This is a genomic window from Pantoea sp. X85, from assembly GCF_029623675.1.
Lineage (GTDB): Bacteria > Pseudomonadota > Gammaproteobacteria > Enterobacterales > Enterobacteriaceae > Pantoea > Pantoea leporis.
In genome coordinates this window covers 2,242,968-2,264,867 of record NZ_CP121108.1, presented here as the reverse complement: position 1 = coordinate 2,264,867, position 21,900 = coordinate 2,242,968, and the positions used below count along the sequence as shown (strand labels likewise).

The following is a 21,900-nucleotide window of genomic DNA, read 5'->3' as shown; positions in this document are numbered from 1 at the left end:
AAAAGGGCTGGTTCTCACCAGCCCCTTATTTTCAGATTAATACCGCACCTTGTGCTTCCATCTGAGCGAAAGCAATTTCACTGTCATCCGGATTCAGGTTCACACCGCGGCAGCCCTCTTTAACCACCTCCACGTTGTAACCTAACTCCAGCGCATCCAGCACGCTGTATTTGACGCAGTAATCGGTCGCAATACCCAGCATCACTAAATCGCTAATGCCGCGCTCGCGCAGCCAACTGTCGAGTTCTGTCTTGCGTCGATGGCCGTTATCAAAGAAGGCGCTGTAGCTATCCACCTCAACATCGCCCCCTTTATGGAACACGGCATCTATCAGAGAGCGATCGAGATCGGGATGAAAATCCGCCCCGACAGAATTCTCAATACCGTGATCGGGCCACCAGATCTGCGCTAAACCGTTTAATTCGCCGAGCGTGTAGACCGGCTCGCCGGAGATCGAGGCGAAGCTGCCGTGATTGGCTGGATGCCAGTCTTGCAATGCCACCACACATTCACCCCGATCGTGAAACTCACGCGCAAATCGATTGGCGACGGCAACCGTTTGGTCACCCTCACGCACCGCCATTGGGCCGCCGGGGCAAAAATCGTTCTGAATATCGATGATTATCAATGCCCGCTTCATTGGTTTCGCTCCGTATCAATCTTCGGTCAGTTCGCCGCGTAAATTCTGCTGCATTTTGGCACGAATTTCCGCGCTGGTAAGGTTCTGACTCAATAAAAAATGCAGTTTGGTTAATGTGGCCTCAACGGTGAGATCAAAACCGCTGATCACACCCGCATGCTCAAGCGCATTGCCGGTGGCATAGCCGCCCATATTCACTTTGCCGGACATACACTGCGTCAGATTCACCACCACGATGCCGCGATCGCTGGCCTGTTGCAGTTCCGAAAGAAACTCAGCATTTTGCGGCGCGTTGCCAACGCCGTAAGAGCGCAGGATCAAGGCTTTCACCGGTTGACGCAGGAAATTACCCACCACGTCGGCAGAGATACCCGGATAAATCGTTACCACGCCAATCGGCTGTGGTGTTATCGGATGCACAATCAGCTCGCCGTGACCTTGCGGTGCGGGCGGGGTGTTTAACCGGCGGATATGAATACCCGCTTCCAGCAAGGGCGCCAGGTTTGGCGATGCGAAGGCATTAAAGCCGTCAGCATGTGCCTTAGTGGTACGGTTGCCGCGGAACAGCGTGTTATTGAAAAACAGGGCAACTTCACTGATCGGATAATTGGCCGCCACATACAGCGAGTTCAGCAGGTTTTGCTGCCCATCAGAACGCAATTCTGCCAGGGGAATTTGCGAGCCGGTGACAATCACCGGCTTAGCGAGGTTCTCCAGCATAAAGGAGAGCGCCGAAGCGGTGAAGGCCATGGTGTCGGTACCATGCAAAATTACAAAGCCATCGTAACGATCGTAGTTTTGCTTAATATCGTTCGCAATCGATTGCCAATCCTGCGGCGTCATGTCCGAGGAGTCCATCAGCGGCTGATATTCATGGATGGTGAAATCCGGCATTTCAGGCCGATGGAATTCGGGCATGTTTGCCAGCTGCTGTTGCAGATGACCCGATACCGGAATGTAGCCCTGCGCAGAGCGCTGCATCCCGATGGTGCCGCCGGTGTAGGCTACGTAGATATTTTTCTTTTGCATGAAGGAACTCAGACTTGCCGTAAAACGCGCAGTATAAGGGGATTGCGAACGAAAAGCAGCCCGACCAGCGGCCGGGCTGTAAAGATTAGCGTACGTTGCCGCAGTTCAGGCAGAAAGCGTAGCGATTTTGCGGATCGTTGAGGTTATTCAGTAAGCCAGGTTGCTGTTTCATTGCGCTCATTACGTCCAGCATTGGCGCAGGCAGCCAGACTTTCAGCGCAGCCGGCAACACCGCCTGAACCGACGCGTTCATCTGATTCAGCAGCAGATCGATCATGCCCGGATCGTCCTGATACCAGCTCAACTCCGGCTTAGCGACTTTCGCCAGCTCAGCGGCTTTCGCCACGGCATCGTCAAAGTCACCCAACGCATCGACCAAACCATTGGCTTTGGCATCACTACCGGTCCAGACGTGACCCTGCGCAATCGCATTGATCTCCTCAGGCGTTTTGTGACGCGAGGCCGCTACCAGGCCCACGAAGTTACGATAGCCGTTCTCAATGGTCAGCTGCATCAGCTGCTGCACTTCGGTTGGCAGCGCTTTGGTGGTAGCGACGTCCGCTAGCGGCGATGTGGCAACGCCGTCAGTATGCACACCCACCGAACTCAGGCTGTTTTCAACGGTGTTAATCACGCCAAAGATACCGATGGAACCGGTCAGCGTGCTGGGTGCCGCCACGATGTAATCGGCAGGCGTTGAAATCCAGTAACCGCCGGAAGCCGCCATGCCACCCATTGAGACCACCACCGGTTTACCCGCATCGTGGGCTGCCGCCAGCTCTTCACGAATCGCTTCCGATGCCGTGACGCTGCCGCCAGGGCTGTTGACACGCAACACAATGGCTTTGATTTTAGCATCCAGGCGCGCATCGCGGATTTGCGACGCCGTGGTATCACCGCCGACGTTTCCGGCACTCTCTTCACCGTCCATAATCGCACCGCTGGCGAGGATCACGGCGATATTGCCATCCTGGCTCTGCGGCGGCTGTTTAACGGTGTAATCGTAGATACTCACGCTACGGTAATCGTTATTCGCCTTATCCCAGCCGAAGGTTTTCACCAGTTCCTGATCGGCGGCTGCACGCGTATCCAGTACATCCACCAATTTATTATTCAGCGCATATTTCGCGGTATCACCTTGCACCGCTTGCAAGCCGCTAATGATGCCGGCTGCACCTGGGAACAGCTGTTCTGGTGTAATTTGACGATTGGCTGCCACAGTATTCAGGTAATTCTGCCACAGCTGGCCAATCCAGCGCCCATCAGCGTCGCGCGCTTCCGGTGACATATCGTCACGCAGGAACGGCTCAACCGCAGACTTATAAGTGCCTACACGGAATACATGCGAATTAACTTTCAGCTTTTCCAGCAAAGTCTTGTAGTACAGGCCGTTGGTGGCGAAACCGTGTAGATCAACCGTGCCCTGAGGTGAGAGATACACCTTGTTGGCGTAACTGGCGATGTAGTATTGCGCCTGGCTGTAACTGTCGCCGACTGCATAAATAGGTTTGCCGGCGTCACGGAATTCGCGCAGTGCTTTACCCACATATTGCAGCGAAGGTTGATCGCCACCGGCAAAGTCACGCAGCTCCAGCACGATGCCAGTGATGTTTTTATCGGTTTTTGCCTGGCGGATCGCATCGACGACATCGAACAGGGAATTCTCCTGCAGGCGATCGCTATTTGCGCCTAACAGTTGACGGCTGATACGACTTAGACGATTGCTGACGGAAGGTTTATCGACCAGCACTCCACTCAGATCGATTTTCAATGCGCCTTGCTGTACAGGCTCACTGTTGTTGGAACTGGAAACCTGCAGCCAAATCCCGACGCCCGCCAGGATCAAAACAATAAGAAATAAATTAAGAATAAATTCCCGAATAAAATTCAGTACCCGCCAGGTCCAGCGGAACAGACCGGAAATAATTCGCCACAAAGTGCGCATAAACTCTCCATATTCACGTAGCAGGGCAGCCAGCACGCGGTCTGCCCCGATGTCGGGTTCATCCTAAAGAGCGGCGTGCGAAAAGTCAGCAGGAAATCGCGCCAGACTGTTACAAAAGATCGTGCTGTGCCAGGATTAGCCCACGCTTTTTATTCACGGGAGAAGAATAATGGATGCATTGGATTTATTAGTTAATCGCCGCTCGGCGTCTCGTCTGGCAGAACCGGCTCCGGCAGGTGAAGCGTTGCAAAATATTCTGCACGCCGCGATGCGCGCCCCCGATCACGGTACGCTGCAGCCATGGCGTTTCATTATTGTCGAAAATGAGGGGCGCGAGCGCTTTGCTAACTTGCTGGAACAGGCCGCGCGTGACAGCAATCTTGAGCAGAAGGCGATTGACAAAGCAGCCTCCGCGCCTTATCGCGCGCCGATGATCATCACCGTGGTGGCGCATTGTGAAGAGAACGCCAAAGTGCCGCAGTGGGAGCAACTGGCGTCTGCCAGCTGTGCAGTGATGGCGATGCAGATGGCCGCCGTGGCGCAAGGTTTTAATGGCATCTGGCGCAGCGGTCCGTGGACCGATCATCCGTCCGTGCGCGAAGCCTTTGGCTGCCGCGAGCAAGATGCGATTGTCGGTTTCCTCTATCTCGGCACGCCGCAGTTGAAAGCCAACACCACCGTGGTTGCGCCGGACACCGCGCAGTTTGTCAGTTATTTCTGACAGACAATGCTGGACTTTTGCGGCAGGTTAGGCGCCGTTGCAAAGATTGCACAGAGCCTGTGCGAAAGATCGAGGTTAGGTCGTGCAACACTTACTCCCAACTGACAGCCAGGCTAACATAGCGCCTCCTGTTCATCGCATAAGGAAGTCGCCATGAGTGAACCTGTTCGTTTAACGCAATACAGCCACGGTGCGGGTTGTGGGTGCAAGATTTCGCCGCAGGTGTTGGAAACCATTCTGCGCAGTGAGCTCAGCCCGTTTCACGATCCGCAACTGCTGGTTGGCAATGAAACGCGTGATGATGCTGCAGTCTACGATCTCGGCAACGGTACTGCGGTGGTAAGCACCACCGACTTCTTTATGCCGATCGTCGACGATCCTTTTACCTTTGGTCGTATCGCCGCCACTAACGCCATCAGCGATATTTACGCCATGGGCGGGAAACCCATCATGGCGATCGCTATATTAGGCTGGCCGGTGAATCTACTGAGTCCGGAAGTGGCGCAGCAGGTGGTCGAGGGCGGGCGTGCCGCTTGTCAGGCGGCGGGAATCGCCCTGGCGGGCGGTCATTCGATTGATGCGCCAGAGCCGATCTTCGGCCTGGCCGTGACCGGTATCGTCGATGTGGCACGGGTGAAAAAGAACAGCGCGGCGCAGGCCGGTTGTCAGCTTTTCCTCACCAAACCATTAGGCATTGGCATTCTCACTACCGCCGAGAAAAAAGGCCTGCTGCGGCCTGAACACCGTTCGCTGGCTGCCGATGTGATGTGCCAGCTGAATAAAGCCGGAGCGGAGTTCGCCAAACTGGCGGGCATCAGCGCGATGACCGATGTCACCGGTTTTGGCTTGCTCGGCCATTTAAGTGAAATCTGCCAGGGTTCAGGATTGCGTGCCGAAGTGATTGCAGCGCAGGTACCGCGCCTGGCGGGCGTCGATGACTATATCGCTGCGGGAGCGGTGCCCGGTGGCACCAGCCGCAACTTCGCCAGCTATGGCGAGCAGGTTTCACCCTTAGATGATGCCACCCGCGCGTTGCTGTGCGATCCACAAACCTCCGGTGGTCTGCTGGTGGCGGTTCAACCCGGCGCCATTGAGGCATTCCAGCGCTGCGCCTCTGCAGCAGGCGTGCAAGCAACGTCGATTGGCGAACTGTTTGCCGCTAGAGCCGATCGTCCACTGATTACCGTAGTTACCTGACGTTAAGGAACGACGCCATCCATGCGTTTGTTTATTGCCGAAAAACCCAGCTTAGCGCGTGCGATTGCCGACGTGTTGCCAAAACCGCATCGACGCGGAGACGGCTATATTGCCTGCGGGAATGACCAGGTTGTGACCTGGTGTGTTGGGCACCTGCTGGAGCAGGCGCAGCCCGACAGTTATGACAGCCGCTATGCGCGCTGGAATCTGGCTGATTTACCGATTATTCCGGAAAAATGGCGCCTGCAGCCACGTCCATCCGTAGCGAAGCAGTTGAAAGTGATTGAAGGCCTGCTGCAACAAGCTAGCATGGTGGTGCATGCGGGTGACCCCGATCGTGAAGGTCAACTGCTGGTGGATGAAGTGCTGGATTACCTGCAGCTCGCACCAGAGAAACGTAAAGCGGTGCAGCGCTGCCTGATTAACGATCTTAATCCTTCGGCGGTTGAACGTGCGGTTGGGCGCTTACGTGAGAACCGCGAATTCATTCCGCTGTGTGTGTCTGCGTTAGCGCGTGCGCGCGCCGACTGGCTGTACGGCATCAACATGACGCGCGCCTTTACCTTGCTGGGCCGTAACGCCGGTTACGACGGCGTGCTGTCGGTTGGCCGCGTGCAGACGCCGGTGCTGGGTTTAGTGGTGCGCCGCGATGAAGAGATCGAAAACTTTATCCCTAAGGACTATTTCGAAGTTAAAGCGCACATCGTCACGCCAAAAGACGAGCGTTTTGTCGCGACATGGGTGCCAAGCGATGCTTGCGAGCCGTGGCAGGATGAAGAGGGGCGTTTGCTGCATCGTCCGCTGGCGGATCACGTGCTTGAGCGCATTAATGGTAAGCCGGCGCTGGTCACCGGATATAACGACAAACGTGAATCCGATACCGCACCGCTGCCATTTTCGCTTTCTGGCCTGCAGATCGAAGCCGGTAAGCGCTTTGGCCTCAGCGCGCAGAACGTACTGGATTGCTGTCAGCGGCTGTATGAAACCCATAAGCTGATCACCTACCCGCGTTCCGATAGCCGCTATCTGCCCGATGAGCACTTTGCCGGACGCCATGCGGTGCTGAACGCCATTCAGGCGCATCAGCCCAATCTGACACCGCCAGCGGATTTCAATTCCGATCAGAAGAACCGCTGCTGGGACGACAAAAAGGTCGATGCGCACCATGCCATCATTCCCACTGCGCGTGCCAGTAAGGTTAGTCTGACCGAAAATGAGGCCAATATTTACGGATTGATCGCCCGCCAGTATTTAATGCAGTTTTGCCCGGATGCGGTGTTCCGCAAATGCGTTATTGATCTTGATATCGGCGGCGGAAAATTTATCGCCAAAGCGCGTTTTCTGGCCGAAGCCGGCTGGCGTGCGCTGCTCGGCAGCAAAGAGCGTGACGAGGAGAACGATGGCACGCCGCTGCCGGTCGTCGCTAAAGGTGATGAGCTGCTGTGCGAGCGCGGCGAAGTGCTGGCGAAGCAGACGCAACCGCCGCGTCCGTTTACCGATGCGACGCTGTTGTCTGCGATGACCGGCATCGCCCGCTTTGTGCAGGATAAAGAATTAAAGAAAGTGCTGCGTGCAACCGATGGTTTAGGTACGGAAGCGACGCGTGCGGGCATTATCGAATTGCTGTTCCGCCGCACTTTCCTGGTGAAAAAAGGCCGCTATATTCATTCGACGGATGCGGGCAGGGCGTTGATCCATGCACTGCCAGAAATGGCCGCCCGGCCCGATATGACGGCGCAATGGGAATCGACGCTTACCCGGATTAGCGAGAAGTCTTGTCGCTATGATGAGTTTATGCAGCCGCTGGTCAGCACCTTGATTGGGCTGATTGGTGAAGCACGCCAGCGACCGTCGTTACAGGCCTTTCGCGGATTGACAGCGCCTGGGGCCAAAAAGAAAGCCAAACCGAAAACGGCTCGTCGCAAAACCAAGGAGACAGAGTGATGCGTTATGCAATGATGTTGCTGGGCGGATTGTTGTTATGCAGCACCTCGGCGCTGGCCAACCGCCAGCCGGAAAACAATCGTATGGGCAATACCGATGTGGTGGTGGATCTGCCGCCAGAAGTGTGGACACAAGGGCAAAATAATCGTCAGAGCAACTGCATGCAATGCTGTACCTATGAGAACCGCAGTTATTCTGAAGGTGCGGTAGTCAAAGCGGAAGGCGTGTTATTGCAGTGCGGCAGGGATGAGAAGGTATTGGGAACCAATCCGCTTATCTGGAAGATCATCAAATAAAAGCGCGTGGCGCTAGACGCCACGCTGCTTCATCACAGCTTAAATGTCGACCAAACCGGGGCGTGATCCGACGGTTTCTCCATGCTGCGGATATCGTAATCGATGCCACTCTCAACACAGCGCGAGGCAAGCGGCTGGCTCGCCAGCAGCAGATCGATGCGCAGACCACGATTGTCGTCAAAGCCTTTCGAACGGTAGTCAAACCATGAGAAACGATCGTTGGTTTCCGGGAACTTATCGCGCCAGGTATCAACCAAACCCCACTTAAGCAAGCGATCCATCCACTCGCGCTCTTCAGGCAGGAACGAGCATTTTCCGGTACGCAGCCAGCGCTTACGATTATCTTCACCAATGCCGATGTCAAAATCGGTGCTGCTGATGTTCATGTCGCCCATGATCAATATCGGTTTATCCACGGCTAGCTGTTGCTCAAGATAGCTTTGCAGATCGCGATAAAACTTCTCTTTCGCCGGGAACTTGGTGGGATGGTCGCGGCTTTCACCCTGCGGAAAATAACCGTTGATCACCGTGATATCACCAATCGGACTCGGGATTTCCGCCATGATCAAACGACGCTGTGCATCTTCCTCATCGTCAGGGAAACCACGGTAGACGTTGACAGGCTCAGCTTTGGTCAGCAGCGCGACGCCGTAGTGACCTTTCTGCCCGTGATAAAACACGTGATAACCCAGTTTGCTGACGTCTTCGAGCGGGAACATATCGTCATGCACTTTGGTTTCCTGCAAGCCGATGACATCGGGTTGATGCTGTTCAACCAGCGCGGCTAATTGATGAGGACGCGCACGCAAGCCGTTGATGTTGAAAGAGACAAATTTCATTTCGCTGCCATTTTTATCCGCAAAAGTATGGCGCGATGGTAACGAGTTTTTGGGGAAAAGTCATGGTGTGAATCAGGAGGTTACAACGATTAAAACAAGTGGGAAAAACAGGAGAATGGTATTAATGGTGGTGGGAGAAGGATTCGAACCTTCGAAGTCTGTGACGGCAGATTTACAGTCTGCTCCCTTTGGCCGCTCGGGAATCCCACCGGGGATATGACATATTGTGGCTTCAGGCAGAGACGATTCAGATGGTGGTGGGAGAAGGATTCGAACCTTCGAAGTCTGTGACGGCAGATTTACAGTCTGCTCCCTTTGGCCGCTCGGGAATCCCACCACTGGCCTGAATCATTGCGTCTTAAAGCGGGGCGCATCATAACAAATGCGCTCAGTCTGTAAAGCGCCGTCACTGAAAATAAAAACTGTTTGCCCACTTTTTATGCGTGGCGCTGAAGAGTTGTGCAGTTCAGCGCCAAAGTGGTTAAAGAATGATCGTGCGGTTGCCGTAAACGAACACGCGCTGGCCTAACACTTTATACAGCGCGCGGCTCAACACATTCTTCTCAACGTCTCGTCCTGCACGCATCATCTCTTCTGCGGTGTAGCTATGATCGACGTTGATCACGTCCTGCATGATAATTGGACCTTCATCGAGGTTATCGTTCACGTAGTGCGCGGTGGCGCCGATGATTTTCACGCCACGCTCATAAGCCTGATGATACGGACGCGCGCCAATGAACGCCGGCAAGAATGAGTGGTGAATATTGATGATCTGGTTTGGATAACGTTGCACAAAGGCGGGCGTCAACACGCGCATATATTTTGCCAGCACCACATAATCAGGCTGATAACGGTCAATTTCATCCGCCATGCGGTTGTCGTGCTCTTCACGCGTGTGGCCTTCGTGGCTCACCATCACAAACGGAATATCGAAACGTTCAACCAGTGAGCGCAGCGTTTCGTGGTTACCGATGACTGCAGCAATCTCCATATCCAGACCGCCAAACGCGCTTTTCATTAGCAGATCGCCCAGGCAATGCGCCTCTTTGGTCACCAGAATCACGACACGGCGACGACCGGCACTTTGCAGTTCACGCACTGAACCGACGGGCAGCGCGCTATCGAGATCGGCCAGCAAGGTGTTGTCGTTGAAAATGCCTTCCAGCTCGGTGCGCATGAAAAAGCGTCCGGTGCGGTGATCGACAAACTCATTGTTCTGCACAATATTGAGTTCGTGCTTATAGCAAATGTTGGTGATCTTGGCGATCAAACCTTTCGCATCAGGGCAAATGGTTCGTAAAACTTTTCGTTGGATGGTTTGCGCTTGCATCTCGATCAGAGTCCTGTCAAAGCGATGAATGGTAAAGCCGTTGTGTATCTGTCCAGATTACCCACAACATTTTTTGTATTTTTTATCGGCGCCACAAGGACAGCGATCGTTACGTCCCAACTCAGGCGTTGTTCCGTCGACATAGTACCAGCGTTGATCCTCGCGAAGAAAGCGCGAACATTCATAGATGGCTGAAGTCCGGCCTTTTTCGAGGTAACGCGCAAAAAACGTCACGAAGGCTTCATTCTCATGGCTTCCATGATTACAACGAGTTACATTCAAGCCCAGCCATTCAGTACCGGCAAAACTTTCGGATAATAACGTCTCAAGGTCGGCCACGCGTTTACTGGAGTGCCAGGTTTTCGCCAACCACGCGGCATCTTTCACGACGTAGGCGGTGTAACGTGAGCGCATTAATTGTTCCGCGCTGGACGGGTTCGCTTGGCCATTCAGAAAGGGTTGGCAACATACGCTATACTCCTTTCCGCTGCAGCAAGGGCACTTTTCAGACACGTCATCTCCTGGAAGTGATTAAAGTAAATTTAAGCGTGCGCTATGGTAGCCGACTGTCAGGCGTGATGCTACGTACCATGCCAATCATGAGGTGAGATGAGAAAGGTCAGGATTGGGCTGGCACTGGGTTCAGGTGCTGCCAAAGGTTGGTCGCACATCGGCGTGATCAATGCGCTGGAACGCGCAGGGATTGAAATCGATGTGGTGGCCGGATGTTCTGTAGGCGCGTTGGTCGGTTCGGCTTACGTGAATGGACGGCTGGGCGTGATGGAGAAGTGGGTGAGTGCATTCCGCTATTGGGATGTCATTCGATTAATGGATCTGTCGTGGCAGCGCGGTGGTTTATTGCGCGGCGACCGGGTGTTTAGCCACATCCGCCAGCTGATTCCCAACGACCTCATCGATGAGTGCGATAAGCCATTTGGCGTCGTCGCAACCAATCTCAGTACCGGACGAGAAGTGTGGTTGACCGAAGGCGATTTGCATCAAGCTGTGCGTGCGTCCTGTAGTATGCCAGGCTTATTGCCACCCATTGCTTACAATGGATACTGGTTGGTGGATGGCGCGGTGGTGAATCCCGTGCCGATCTCATTAACCCGCGCATTGGGTGCTGACATCGTTATCGCCGTGGATTTACAGCATGACGCACATCTGATGCAACAGGATTTATTGTCAGTTACGCCGCAGAGCGGTGAAGAAGCGGCGGCAGTAGAAGCGCTGAGCTGGGGAAAGAAACTGCGTCAACGCCTGATTGGCCTGACGCATCGCCGTGCTAATCAAACGCCGGGTGCGATGGAGATTATGTCGACATCTATCCAGGTTCTGGAAAATCGCCTGAAACGTAACCGCATGGCGGGCGATCCGCCGGATGTGCTGATTCAGCCGTTTTGTCCACAAATTTCCACACTGGACTTCCATCGTGCAGAAGAAGCCATTGCGGCTGGCAAGGCCGCCGTTGAGAAAAAAATGGATGAACTATTACCGCTGGTCCGTGGCAGATAGTCAGGTTGTTCATTCACAGGTGTTGCGACTTCAGCCAATTCTGAAAGGCGCAACGGCATTTTATGAACCACTATTGAATTGTCTGGTACGCAGGGGGAGAGAATGGAAAAACCGCTAATCGGCAAAAAGATACTCATTGTCGAAGATGAGGTCGTTTTCCGTTCATTGATAGACAATTTATTAACCAGCTTAGGTGCAACAACGCTTGAGGCAGGTGATGGTGTTGATGGCTTAACCTTGTTGTCGGCGCAGTCAGTGGATCTGGTTATTTGCGATCTTGAAATGCCGCGTATGGGCGGTATCCCGTTCGTTGAGCGTCTTCGCACGCGCGGCAACAATGTGCCCATTCTGATTATCTCCGCCACACAAAATATGGCGGACATCGCGCATGTGTTGCGTTTGGGCGTGCAAGACGTATTGCTAAAACCGCTCAAAAATATGGAACGTTTCCGTGAAGCGGTGTTTGAGTGTCTCTATCCATCAATGTTTACCTCCAAAGTCGAGGAGGATGAACAACTCTTTCAGGATTGGGATGCGCTGGTCAGCGATCCGCTGGCGGCCTCTAAATTACTTAAACAGCTCCAGCCGCCGGTGCAGCAAACCATTGCCAATTGCCGTATCAATTACCGTCAGCTCACCATGGCGGAACAGCCGGGCTTAGTACTGGATATCGCGGCGCTGTCAGATAACGATTTGGCATTCTATTGCCTTGATGTAACGCGCGCTGGCGATAATGGCGTGTTAGCCGCGCTGTTACTGCGCGCACTATTTAATGGTTTGCTGCAGGAGCAGCTCTCCGGCCAGAAGCAGCGACTGCCTGAGTTAAATGGGCTGCTGCGACAGGTCAACATGCTGTTAAGGCAGGCGAATCTCAGCGGGCAGTTCCCGTTGCTGGTGGGCTATTATCATCGCCAGTTAAAAAACCTAATCCTGGTTTCAGCAGGGCTCAACGCGACGTTGCATGTCAATACTCATCAAATCCAACTCAGTAATGGTGTGCCGCTTGGTACTATGGGCAGCACTCATCTTAATCAAATCAGCCAACGTGCCGACGCCTGGCAGTGTCATATTTGGGGCGCCGGAGGCAGGTTACGTTTGATGCTTTCAGCCGAAGAATAACCGGTTAGATCTAATTTTTCCGTGTGTTAAAGACAGGACCAGGAGCAAGCTTTACACTTGGGTAATAGTCCTAAATTCCGTGGATTAACTTCTTCCAGGATAATTCCACCTGATAGTAACTGATATACTCATTTCGTTTTTAAACCGACATATCAAGTATTAACTTGAACGGCCTATTAAGAGAGGTATTTTTGATGTCTGCCTATAAGACTAAAGTTAAAAAAGCGGTAATCCCAGTTGCAGGCCTCGGCACGCGTATGCTGCCTGCGACCAAAGCTATTCCAAAAGAGATGTTACCGTTGGTCGATAAGCCGTTGATCCAGTATGTCGTAAATGAGTGCATTGCAGCAGGCATTAACGAGATTGTGCTGGTTACGCACTCTTCTAAAAACGCCATCGAAAACCACTTTGATACCAGTTTTGAGCTTGAATCTATGCTGGAAAAACGTGTTAAGCGTCAGCTGCTGGACGAAATCCAGTCAATCTGCCCTCCACACGTCACCATCATGCAGGTTCGTCAGGGTATCGCGAAAGGTCTGGGCCACGCAGTAATGTGCGCACATCCACTGATTGGTGATGAGCCGTTCGCCGTAATCCTGCCAGACGTAATCATCGACGAATACGAATCTGATCCAACCAAAGACAACCTGGCAGAGATGCTGGCTCGTTACGAAGAGAGCGGCCGCAGCCAGATCATGGTCGAGCCGGTTGCTGATGTAACCGCTTACGGTGTGGTTGATTGCCAGGGTGCCGAACTCTCTGCAGGTCAGAGCGCGCCAATGGTTGGCGTGGTTGAGAAGCCTAAAGCTTCAGAAGCCCCATCAAATCTGGCCGTTGTGGGACGTTACGTGTTGTCTGCTGAAATCTGGCCGCTGCTGGCGAAAACGCCTCCAGGTGCAGGTGGCGAAGTTCAGCTGACTGACTCCATTGCGATGCTGATGGAAAAAGAGACCGTTGAAGCTTATCACCTGAACGGTGTCAGCCATGACTGCGGTAACAAACTGGGTTACATGCAAGCGTTTGTTGAGTACGGCGTTCGCCATCCAGTGCTGGGTAAAGATTTCACCCAGTGGCTTGAAGGCGCGGTAGGCAACAAAAAGTAACTCAATAAACACAGGATAATTCAATGAAAGTCACTGTATTTGGTATCGGCTATGTCGGTCTGGTTCAGGCTGCGGTGTTGGCCGAAGTCGGACATGACGTTCTCTGCATTGATGTCGACGAAAAGAAAGTCGAGAACTTAAAGAAAGGCAATATTCCGATCTTTGAACCAGGCCTGACGCCGCTTGTTATGTCTAATTACGAGTCGGGTCGCCTGAAGTTCAGTACGAATGCGGAAGAAGGCGTTAATCATGGCGTGATGCAATTTATCGCCGTGGGTACGCCACCGGATGAAGACGGTTCTGCCGATCTGAAGTATGTGACTGCCGTTGCGCGCACGATTGCGCAGCACATGAACGATCACAAAGTTGTTATCGACAAATCTACTGTACCAGTGGGTACCGCAGATCGTGTGCGAGCGGTAATGACGGAAACCCTGCAAAAGCGTGATGCAAACATCGCCTTTGACGTGGTATCAAACCCGGAATTCCTCAAAGAAGGTGCGGCAGTCAATGACTGCATGCGTCCTGAACGTATCGTTGTCGGTACCGATAATGATGAAGTGGTTGAGCTGTTACGCGAGCTGTACGAGCCGTTCAACCGTAATCATGATCGTATGATTTTGATGGATATCCGCAGTGCAGAGCTGACCAAATATGCGGCTAACTGCATGCTGGCAACCAAAATTAGCTTCATGAACGAGATCTCTAACCTGGCAGAACGTCTGGGAGCCGACGTCGAGAAAGTTCGCCAGGGTATTGGTTCAGATTCACGTATTGGTTATCACTTCATCTATCCAGGCTGCGGCTATGGCGGTTCTTGTTTCCCGAAAGACGTGCAGGCGCTGATTCGCACTGCTGAGTCAATTGGTTACACTCCGCGTCTACTGCAGGCGGTTGAAGACGTCAACGATTCGCAGAAGAACAAGCTGCCAACCTTTATTAAACGCCATTTTGGCGACGATCTGCGCGGCAAAACCTTTGCTCTGTGGGGACTGGCGTTCAAACCGAACACTGACGATATGCGTGAAGCCTCCAGCCGCGTGCTGATGGAGACGCTGTGGGAAGCAGGGGCAACGGTTCAGGCGTTCGACCCAGAAGCGATGGACGAAGCGCAACGCATTTACGGCCATCGTAACGATCTGAAGTTGATGGGTACCAAGGAAGCAGCGCTGCAGGGTGCGGATGGCTTAGTGATCTGTACTGAGTGGCAAAACTTCCGTGCGCCAGACTTTGACGTCATCAAAAGTGCGTTAAAAGAACCCGTGATTTTTGATGGTCGTAACCTGTATGATCCTGAGCGTATCAGCAAGCGCGGTTTCACGTACTATGCAATCGGCCGCGGAGCGTCAATTAAAATCGTAGAATAATGAGGGATGTATGAAGTTTCTGGTCACCGGCGCGGCAGGTTTTATTGGATTTCACGTCAGTCAGCGTTTGCTGGCCGCTGGTCACCAGGTTGTCGGTATCGATAACCTGAATGACTATTATGATGTCAGCCTAAAACAGGCTCGTTTAGACCATAACACCCAACATCCTGATTTTATTTTCGTAAAAATGGACCTGGCGGATCGCCAGGCCATTTCCTCTTTATTCGCTGAGCATGCGTTTGAACGCGTTATTCATTTGGGCGCTCAAGCCGGCGTGCGTTATTCAATCGAAAATCCCCATGCTTATGCCGAAGCAAATCTAATCGGCCACCTCAATATTCTTGAAGGTTGCCGCCATCATAAAATCGGCCACCTTTTGTATGCCTCATCCAGTTCAGTTTATGGCCTGAATCGCAAAATGCCTTTTTCAACGGACGATTCCGTTGACCATCCGGTTTCACTTTATGCGGCCACAAAAAAAGCCAACGAATTGATGTCGCATACCTATTCACACCTTTATCAATTGCCCACTACGGGATTACGTTTCTTCACCGTGTATGGCCCATGGGGCCGTCCGGATATGGCATTGTTCAAATTTACACGCGCGATGTTAGCGGGTGAGCAAATTGACGTCTATAACAACGGACAAATGACGCGTGACTTTACGTATATCGATGATATTGCTGAAGCAATCGTGCGCTTGCAGGATGTGATTCCTCAACCGGATGAAAAGTGGACGGTGGAAGCAGGTTCTCCCGCCAGCAGCTCGGCTCCTTACCGCGTTTACAACATTGGTAATAGCCAGCCGACCAGCTTAATGACGTATATTGAATCGCTGGAAAAAGCATTGGGCATTGAAGCGAAAAAAAATATGCTGCCCATGCAACCTGGCGACGTACTGGGCACCAGCGCTGACACGCAACCTTTGTACGACGCGATCAATTTCCGTCCTCAAACTAGCGTAGAGCAAGGTGTGCAGCATTTTGTTGATTGGTATCGCCGCTTCTATCAACAATAATTAAGCATGAAAAAAGGAAGCCATTGGCTTCCTTTTTCTTACCTGGTCAAAGTGAATTAGCGATGAACTAATTACAATGCTGAGCGCTGGAATGATTACAGTAGGAAATCGTCCAGTTGTTTACCTTGTTCTTCAATTGCTTTTTTAATCACAGCAGGAGTGCGGCCCTGGCCAGTCCAGGTACGGTTTTCACCGTTTTCATCAACGTAAGAATATTTAGCTGGACGCGCAGCGCGCTTAGCTTTGCCCGGAACTTTCGTTTCAGATAATGCCTGTAACAGATCATTTGGGTCAATACCATCGGCAATTAGCATCTCGCGGTATTGTTCAAGTTTGCGTGTGCGTTCTGCATTTTCCGCTTGTGCATGAGTATCATCTTCACGACGCTCATTGACCACAACTTCGAGTTTTTCTAGCATCTCTTCCAATGTTTCCAGAGAGCATTCCCGAGCTTGTGCGCGCAATGTACGGATATTATTAAGAATTTTAAGTGCTTCGCTCATTGTCCTAATCTCAAAATATAATAAATGGGAGTTGTTCTGCCGACTCATAATAATGGTGCAAAAAAATAACTGCAATAGCCAGATTTAAAAGCAAAACGTAAAAATAAAAAAGAAGGGCAGATTGATAACGCTCTTCAGAATATATTTACTTATTTGGTAATCTTTTCTAACTTGCTGACCAGGCTGAACGCTAATCCTGACGCTTCGGCTTTAATTTAAATGAATAAAATATCGGCGTAATCGCTATTTTGTCAAAACGTGCTTTCTTTCTATAGTGACTGTGATATCCATCTTAATGGTGATGTTATTTTGAGCAGATGATAAAAATAATGCATCGCTACAGCTATACAGGTTTATGGTAAACTGCGCCGCAACAGATATAGGCTGCGATGAGATTTTCTAATGGCTCAACTTTATTTTTATTACTCTGCGATGAATGCGGGTAAATCAACGGCTTTGCTACAGTCTTCTTATAATTATCATGAACGTGGTATGCGATCATTGGTTTATACCGCCGAGATCGACAACCGCTTTGGTGCAGGCAAAGTCAGTTCACGTATCGGGCTTTCGTCTCCTGCATTTTTATATAACGATGAGACAAAGCTCGATGAGGAAATAGCTGCAGAGCATGCGAAGCAACCCGTGCATTGCGTGTTGGTCGATGAAAGCCAGTTCCTTACGCGCGAACAGGTCAAAGCATTATCTGATGTTGTCGACAATCTGGATATTCCGGTGCTTTGCTATGGCCTGCGCACAGATTTCCGTGGAGAGCTGTTTGTTGGCAGCCAATATTTACTGGCATGGGCGGATAAGCTGGTTGAGCTTAAAACCATCTGCCACTGTGGCAGAAAAGCCAGCATGGTGCTTCGTCTTGATGCAAAGGGTAAACCTTTCAGCGAAGGCGAGCAGGTGGTGATTGGTGGCAATGAGCGTTATATATCGGTCTGCCGTAAACACTATAAGCAGGCAATCGATGAGGGTTCACTTCAGGCGATATATGGCTCACAATCGCCGCAGGTTTAACTCATCAGCAAGCCATAAAAAAACCCGCCGTAGCGGGTTTTTTGTTTAAAGCGGTTTAGGCTTTTTTGGTTTTCTTGTCAATTTTCACTTCGGCTTTAACTTCTTGAGCATTCTCACTCAATGACTCAGAGAATTCACGACCGTAGAAGGTATCCAGCATGATTTGTTTTAACTCAGCAATCAGCGGATAGCGTGGGTTCGCACCGGTACATTGGTCATCGAATGCATCCTCAGCCAGTTTGTCCACTTTCGCGAGGAAATCAGCTTCCTGCACGCCCGCTTCGCGGATTGAGGTTGGGATGCCCAACTGCGTTTTCATCTCTTCAAGCCAGGCGAGCAGTTTTTCAATTTTCTGCGCGGTGCGGTCGCCAGCGGCGGAGAGTCCCAGATGGTCAGCAATCTCAGCATAACGACGACGTGCTTGTGGGCGGTCGTACTGGCTGAAAGCCGTTTGCTTAGTCGGGTTGTCATTGGCGTTATAGCGAATGACGTTTGAAATCAGCAGGGCGTTTGCCAGACCGTGTGGAATGTGGAACTCAGAGCCCAGTTTATGCGCCATTGAGTGACACACACCCAGGAAGGCGTTTGCGAACGCAATCCCCGCGATAGTTGCCGCATTGTGAACGCGTTCACGTGCTACCGGATTTTTTGCGCCATCGCGATAACTGGCTGGCAGATTCTCTTTCAACAGTTTCAGTGCTTGCAAGGCCTGACCATCAGAATACTCATTCGCTAATACGGAGACGTATGCTTCAAGTGAGTGCGTTACCGCATCGAGGCCACCGAAGGCGCAAAGTGAACGCGGCATATCCATCACCAGGTTGGCATCAACTATGGCCATATCTGGCGTCAGTGCATAATCCGCTAATGGATATTTCTGGCCGGTCGCATCGTCCGTCACCACGGCAAACGGCGTTACTTCAGAACCCGTACCGGAAGTGGTAGTGATGGCCACCATACGCGCTTTAACACCCATTTTCGGGAACTTATAGATGCGTTTACGGATGTCCATAAAGCGCAGTGCCAGCTCTTCGAAATGCGTCTCAGGATGTTCGTACATCACCCACATGATTTTTGCTGCATCCATCGGTGAACCACCGCCGAGTGCGATAATCACATCAGGTTTAAAGCTGTTCATCTGCTCTGCACCTTTACGGACAATGCTCAGCGTTGGGTCAGCTTCTACTTCGAAGAAGACTTCGGTTTCAATACCGTGAGATTTCAGTACGCGAGTCACCTGATCGGCATAGCCATTATTGAACAGGAAGCGGTCGGTAACGATAAAGGCGCGTTTGGCACCATCAGTTGCCACTTCTTCCAGAGCAATCGGCAGTGAGCCGCGACGGAAGTAAATAGACTTCGGAAGTTTATGCCACAACATATTCTCAGCTCGCTTGGCCACGGTTTTCTTGTTGATGAGATGTTTTGGTCCCACGTTCTCAGAAATGGAGTTACCGCCCCATGAACCACAGCCCAACGTCAGTGATGGAGCCAATTTGAAGTTGTACAGGTCACCGATCCCACCTTGTGACGCCGGCGTGTTAATCAGAATACGCGCGGTCTTCATTTTGTCGCCGAAGTAATGCACACGCTCGATCTGATTATCCTGATCGGTATACAGACATGAGGTGTGGCCAATACCGCCCATGGTTACCAGTTTTTCAGCTTTATCGACCGCGTCGTGGTAATCCTTCGCCCGGTACATCGCTAAGGTTGGAGAGAGTTTTTCATGCGCGAAAGGCTCTGATTCATCAACCAGTTTCACTTCACCAATCAGAATCTTGGTGGTTGCCGGCACGCTAATTCCCGCCAATTCGGCAATCTTCGTCGCTGGCTGGCCGACAATCGCCGCATTCAACGCGCCATTCTTCAGAATGATATCCTGAATCGCTTTAAGCTCTTTACCTTGCAGCAGATAGCCGCCGTGGCTGGCAAAACGCTCACGTACCGCATCATAAGCCGAATCAACCACAATTACGGATTGCTCAGACGCACAAATCACACCGTTATCGAAGGTCTTCGACATCAGGATGGATGCGACAGCGCGTTTGATATCCGCTGTTTCATCAATTACCACTGGCGTGTTACCGGCACCAACACCAATTGCGGGCTTACCGGAACTGTAAGCGGCTTTGACCATGCCCGGACCGCCGGTTGCAAGGATCAGGTTGATATCAGGGTGATGCATTAACTGATTAGAAAGTTCGACAGATGGGGTGTCGATCCAGCCGATGATATCTTTTGGTGCGCCCGCCGCAATCGCTGCCTGCAGCACAATGTCGGCGGCTTTGTTAGTGGCATCTTTCGCACGTGGATGCGGAGAGAAGATAATGCCGTTGCGGGTTTTCAGGCTAATCAGCGCTTTGAAAATTGCCGTAGAAGTAGGGTTGGTGGTAGGAACGATGCCGCAGATCAGGCCAATCGGTTCAGCAATAGTAATCGTGCCGAAGGTGTCATCAGTGGCGAGAATACCGCAGGTTTTTTCATCTTTATAGGCGTTATAGATGTATTCAGAAGCAAAGTGGTTCTTGATGACTTTATCTTCAACAATACCCATACCTGATTCGGCAACGGCCAGCTTGGCCAGTGGAATGCGTGCGTCTGCAGCGGCGAGGGCGGCAGCGCGGAAGATTGCATCAACTTGTTCCTGACTAAAATTAGCGTACTCACGCTGTGCCTTTTTTACACGTTCAACCAGTGCATTAAGTTCGGCAACATTAGTAACGGCCATAGTGCTCTCCTGAAGGAAGTTAAACTCTTTTAGTAAACAAGCCTGAATCCAGAAGTATAGTCACGCTATGCTTATATATTGATCAGGTTGGCGTCTGTATTGCCGTTGCTTACTAAAAGGGTTTCCTGGTCAAGATACTTAAGCGTCAGGAAGTTGTTTCGACGGGGTAAGATTACCCCTGATGAGGTAGGTAAATTTTGATGCAGATCAATCCGGATCTAAGCTGACACCTTTCAGCACTAACTTTCGCAAGTAAAGTTAGCGCGATGTGCCACATATTCTGCACGCATCGGCTGCATCGCAATAACCAACGGTTAACAGCAGCTAAATAAACTGGCTCAAAGCCAGACGGATAGCATAAATTTCTGCCGCCACCTCTGGTTTTTCGCCCGGCTTATGCACTACATTAAGCGCGCTTTTCTACTCAGACTTTACCGGAGCCCACTTTGAATCCCGTGCTACTCGATCTTTCCGGCTACATTAAGTTTTTTGTCGGTTTGTTTGCCCTGGTAAATCCGGTAGGTATCATCCCGGTCTTTATCAGCATGACCAGCTATCAGGCGGTGGTTGAACGAAATAAAACCAATCTTACCGCCAACCTGGCTGTGGCCATCATCCTCTGGACGTCACTGTTTCTTGGCGATGGCATCCTGCATCTGTTTGGCATTTCGATAGATTCATTCCGTATTGCTGGCGGTATTCTGGTGGTCACTATCGCGATGTCGATGATCAGCGGAAAACTGGGTGAGGATAAGCAGAACAAGCAGGAGAAGTCAGAGAGCGCTATTCGCGAAAGCATTGGCGTGGTACCGCTAGCGTTACCGTTAATGGCTGGTCCCGGCGCAATCAGTTCAACCATTGTCTGGAGTACGCGTTATCACAGCTGGCAGAACTTAATTGGTTTTAGTATCGCGATTGCCATTTTCGCCTTTTGCTGTTGGCTGCTGTTCCGCGCAGCACCGTTGATGGTGCGGGTGCTCGGACAAACCGGGATTAACGTGATTACCCGTATTATGGGTTTGTTGTTAATGGCATTGGGCATCGAGTTTATTGTTACAGGTATGAAATCTATTTTTCCTGGTTTGCTGAATTAAACGAAGTTATTTTTTTCTTTTAAGAGATTTCACGATCCAAAATGGTGCATATCTTCATTTTATTGCACCATTTTGGTTAATTTATTCATTAGCCTTAACTGCAAACGTCCAGCATCACTTTTACTACTATCCTCATCCCATCCGAGTAAAACCTCACACTAAACTGTGATAATTGTCACAGATAATTGTTCTGCACATATCTTTGAAACTAGCATTTGAGAAAAGTTGATAAGTTAATCGATGACTCTTTATGCGGATAATGGCTATTTTTATAGTCGAATTCGTAAAAATCATATTGAAAGAACAATAACGAGTAAATTACATGCAGTTATCCTACAAATAACTTTAAAATCATTTGGTTAATCGATAATTCAATAAAAGAATTAACACTTTTCCTACTCATCCGAACGTGATAAAAGAGAATCTGCTAACATTTTTGTAGTTTAGCTTTGGCGTGCGGGCATCTGTTCTGATAATTTTCGGCAC

19 protein-coding genes and 2 tRNA genes are annotated in these 21,900 nt (G+C 51.2%); 11 read left to right on the top strand and 10 right to left on the bottom strand.

The genetic code is table 11. The annotated features are described in order from the left end of the window. Positions 1-31: 31 nt before the first annotated feature. From pncA to sppA, 3 genes are all read right to left on the bottom strand, one after another. Positions 32-640, bottom strand: a complete 609-nt coding sequence (gene pncA, locus P6287_RS10530) for a bifunctional nicotinamidase/pyrazinamidase (protein ID WP_101764218.1) — start codon at positions 638-640, stop codon at positions 32-34. A 15-nt stretch (positions 641-655) separates the two neighbouring features. Continuing rightward, entirely contained in the window at positions 656-1,669 is a 1,014-nt protein-coding gene (gene ansA / locus P6287_RS10525) for an asparaginase (RefSeq protein ID WP_101764219.1), read from the bottom strand. Between the two features lie 85 nt (positions 1,670-1,754). Next, positions 1,755-3,614 (bottom strand): signal peptide peptidase SppA, encoded by a 1,860-nt coding sequence (gene sppA, locus P6287_RS10520; RefSeq protein ID WP_277973669.1) that lies wholly within the window; start codon positions 3,612-3,614, stop codon positions 1,755-1,757. Positions 3,615-3,783: 169 nt separating this feature from the next. Between sppA and P6287_RS10515 the strand changes: the two genes are divergently transcribed. The 4 genes from P6287_RS10515 (at position 3,784) to P6287_RS10500 (ending at position 7,772) form a co-directional block, all read left to right on the top strand. Further along, a complete protein-coding gene (locus P6287_RS10515) occupies positions 3,784-4,335 on the top strand; it encodes an NAD(P)H nitroreductase (RefSeq protein WP_110866269.1) in 552 nt (183 codons plus the stop codon). Positions 4,336-4,488: 153 nt separating this feature from the next. Next, positions 4,489-5,532, top strand: coding sequence for a selenide, water dikinase SelD (gene selD / locus P6287_RS10510; RefSeq protein WP_277973668.1), 1,044 nt, complete (start codon positions 4,489-4,491; stop codon positions 5,530-5,532). 21 nt (positions 5,533-5,553) lie between these two features. Then, positions 5,554-7,476 carry a DNA topoisomerase III gene (locus P6287_RS10505; RefSeq protein WP_277973667.1) on the top strand — a complete coding sequence of 641 codons (1,923 nt, stop codon included), beginning with the start codon at positions 5,554-5,556 and terminating at the stop codon, positions 7,474-7,476. Beyond that, complete coding sequence (locus P6287_RS10500) at positions 7,476-7,772, top strand: YnjH family protein (protein WP_192234039.1); 297 nt, start codon at positions 7,476-7,478, stop codon at positions 7,770-7,772. The genes P6287_RS10505 and P6287_RS10500 overlap by 1 nt, the downstream gene beginning before the upstream one ends. A gap of 32 nt (positions 7,773-7,804) precedes the next feature. Here the strand turns inward: P6287_RS10500 and xthA are convergent, their stop codons facing one another. The 5 genes from xthA to P6287_RS10475 form a co-directional block, all read right to left on the bottom strand. Continuing rightward, on the bottom strand, positions 7,805-8,611 hold the full coding sequence (gene xthA, locus P6287_RS10495; protein WP_277973666.1) for an exodeoxyribonuclease III: 807 nt from the start codon (positions 8,609-8,611) through the stop codon (positions 7,805-7,807). 125 nt (positions 8,612-8,736) lie between these two features. Then, positions 8,737-8,821 (bottom strand) — tRNA-Tyr (locus P6287_RS10490). A 42-nt stretch (positions 8,822-8,863) separates the two neighbouring features. Continuing rightward, positions 8,864-8,948 (bottom strand) — tRNA-Tyr (locus P6287_RS10485). 144 nt (positions 8,949-9,092) lie between these two features. Next, positions 9,093-9,941, bottom strand: coding sequence for a formyltetrahydrofolate deformylase (gene purU / locus P6287_RS10480; RefSeq protein WP_101764236.1), 849 nt, complete (start codon positions 9,939-9,941; stop codon positions 9,093-9,095). A 57-nt stretch (positions 9,942-9,998) separates the two neighbouring features. After that, complete coding sequence (locus P6287_RS10475) at positions 9,999-10,454, bottom strand: YchJ family metal-binding protein (RefSeq protein ID WP_101764237.1); 456 nt, start codon at positions 10,452-10,454, stop codon at positions 9,999-10,001. Between the two features lie 96 nt (positions 10,455-10,550). On the opposite strand from P6287_RS10475, the gene rssA reads away from it, so the two are divergent. The 5 genes from rssA (at position 10,551) to P6287_RS10450 (ending at position 16,063) form a co-directional block, all read left to right on the top strand. Beyond that, entirely contained in the window at positions 10,551-11,456 is a 906-nt protein-coding gene (gene rssA / locus P6287_RS10470; RefSeq protein ID WP_101764238.1) for a patatin-like phospholipase RssA, read from the top strand. Positions 11,457-11,558: 102 nt separating this feature from the next. Further along, positions 11,559-12,575 (top strand): two-component system response regulator RssB, encoded by a 1,017-nt coding sequence (gene rssB, locus P6287_RS10465; protein WP_101764239.1) that lies wholly within the window; start codon positions 11,559-11,561, stop codon positions 12,573-12,575. A 194-nt stretch (positions 12,576-12,769) separates the two neighbouring features. Then, entirely contained in the window at positions 12,770-13,678 is a 909-nt protein-coding gene (gene galU / locus P6287_RS10460; protein ID WP_101764240.1) for a UTP--glucose-1-phosphate uridylyltransferase GalU, read from the top strand. A gap of 23 nt (positions 13,679-13,701) precedes the next feature. Then, positions 13,702-15,045, top strand: coding sequence for a UDP-glucose/GDP-mannose dehydrogenase family protein (locus P6287_RS10455; protein WP_137385896.1), 1,344 nt, complete (start codon positions 13,702-13,704; stop codon positions 15,043-15,045). Between the two features lie 10 nt (positions 15,046-15,055). Then, entirely contained in the window at positions 15,056-16,063 is a 1,008-nt protein-coding gene (locus P6287_RS10450) for an NAD-dependent epimerase (RefSeq protein WP_110866263.1), read from the top strand. Positions 16,064-16,158: 95 nt separating this feature from the next. Here P6287_RS10450 and hns read toward each other — a convergent pair whose 3' ends face one another. Beyond that, positions 16,159-16,566: a histone-like nucleoid-structuring protein H-NS gene (gene hns, locus P6287_RS10445; protein ID WP_101764243.1), complete on the bottom strand. Its 408-nt coding sequence runs from the start codon at positions 16,564-16,566 to the stop codon at positions 16,159-16,161. Between the two features lie 402 nt (positions 16,567-16,968). Between hns and tdk the strand changes: the two genes are divergently transcribed. Further along, positions 16,969-17,589 (top strand): thymidine kinase, encoded by a 621-nt coding sequence (gene tdk / locus P6287_RS10440; RefSeq protein ID WP_101764244.1) that lies wholly within the window; start codon positions 16,969-16,971, stop codon positions 17,587-17,589. A gap of 55 nt (positions 17,590-17,644) precedes the next feature. Here the strand turns inward: tdk and adhE are convergent, their stop codons facing one another. Then, positions 17,645-20,320, bottom strand: a complete 2,676-nt coding sequence (gene adhE, locus P6287_RS10435) for a bifunctional acetaldehyde-CoA/alcohol dehydrogenase (protein WP_101764245.1) — start codon at positions 20,318-20,320, stop codon at positions 17,645-17,647. A 446-nt stretch (positions 20,321-20,766) separates the two neighbouring features. On the opposite strand from adhE, the gene P6287_RS10430 reads away from it, so the two are divergent. Next, positions 20,767-21,414, top strand: coding sequence for a YchE family NAAT transporter (locus P6287_RS10430; protein WP_008106584.1), 648 nt, complete (start codon positions 20,767-20,769; stop codon positions 21,412-21,414). The last annotated feature ends 486 nt before the right edge of the window (positions 21,415-21,900 follow it).

What these genes read in the sequence shown, in the direction of transcription:
- P6287_RS10450 (WP_110866263.1), top strand. Translation starts at nt 15,056, where the DNA reads ATGAAGTTTCTGGTCACCGGCGCGGCAGGTTTTATTGGATTTCACGTC.
- hns (WP_101764243.1), bottom strand. Translation starts at nt 16,566, where the DNA reads ATGAGCGAAGCACTTAAAATTCTTAATAATATCCGTACATTGCGCGCA.
- pncA (WP_101764218.1), bottom strand. Translation starts at nt 640, where the DNA reads ATGAAGCGGGCATTGATAATCATCGATATTCAGAACGATTTTTGCCCC.
- xthA (WP_277973666.1), bottom strand. Translation starts at nt 8,611, where the DNA reads ATGAAATTTGTCTCTTTCAACATCAACGGCTTGCGTGCGCGTCCTCAT.
- ansA (WP_101764219.1), bottom strand. Translation starts at nt 1,669, where the DNA reads ATGCAAAAGAAAAATATCTACGTAGCCTACACCGGCGGCACCATCGGG.
- sppA (WP_277973669.1), bottom strand. Translation starts at nt 3,614, where the DNA reads ATGCGCACTTTGTGGCGAATTATTTCCGGTCTGTTCCGCTGGACCTGG.
- tdk (WP_101764244.1), top strand. Translation starts at nt 16,969, where the DNA reads ATGGCTCAACTTTATTTTTATTACTCTGCGATGAATGCGGGTAAATCA.
- P6287_RS10515 (WP_110866269.1), top strand. Translation starts at nt 3,784, where the DNA reads ATGGATGCATTGGATTTATTAGTTAATCGCCGCTCGGCGTCTCGTCTG.
- P6287_RS10455 (WP_137385896.1), top strand. Translation starts at nt 13,702, where the DNA reads ATGAAAGTCACTGTATTTGGTATCGGCTATGTCGGTCTGGTTCAGGCT.
- purU (WP_101764236.1), bottom strand. Translation starts at nt 9,941, where the DNA reads ATGCAAGCGCAAACCATCCAACGAAAAGTTTTACGAACCATTTGCCCT.
- galU (WP_101764240.1), top strand. Translation starts at nt 12,770, where the DNA reads ATGTCTGCCTATAAGACTAAAGTTAAAAAAGCGGTAATCCCAGTTGCA.
- P6287_RS10505 (WP_277973667.1), top strand. Translation starts at nt 5,554, where the DNA reads ATGCGTTTGTTTATTGCCGAAAAACCCAGCTTAGCGCGTGCGATTGCC.
- P6287_RS10500 (WP_192234039.1), top strand. Translation starts at nt 7,476, where the DNA reads ATGCGTTATGCAATGATGTTGCTGGGCGGATTGTTGTTATGCAGCACC.
- rssA (WP_101764238.1), top strand. Translation starts at nt 10,551, where the DNA reads ATGAGAAAGGTCAGGATTGGGCTGGCACTGGGTTCAGGTGCTGCCAAA.
- selD (WP_277973668.1), top strand. Translation starts at nt 4,489, where the DNA reads ATGAGTGAACCTGTTCGTTTAACGCAATACAGCCACGGTGCGGGTTGT.
- adhE (WP_101764245.1), bottom strand. Translation starts at nt 20,320, where the DNA reads ATGGCCGTTACTAATGTTGCCGAACTTAATGCACTGGTTGAACGTGTA.
- rssB (WP_101764239.1), top strand. Translation starts at nt 11,559, where the DNA reads ATGGAAAAACCGCTAATCGGCAAAAAGATACTCATTGTCGAAGATGAG.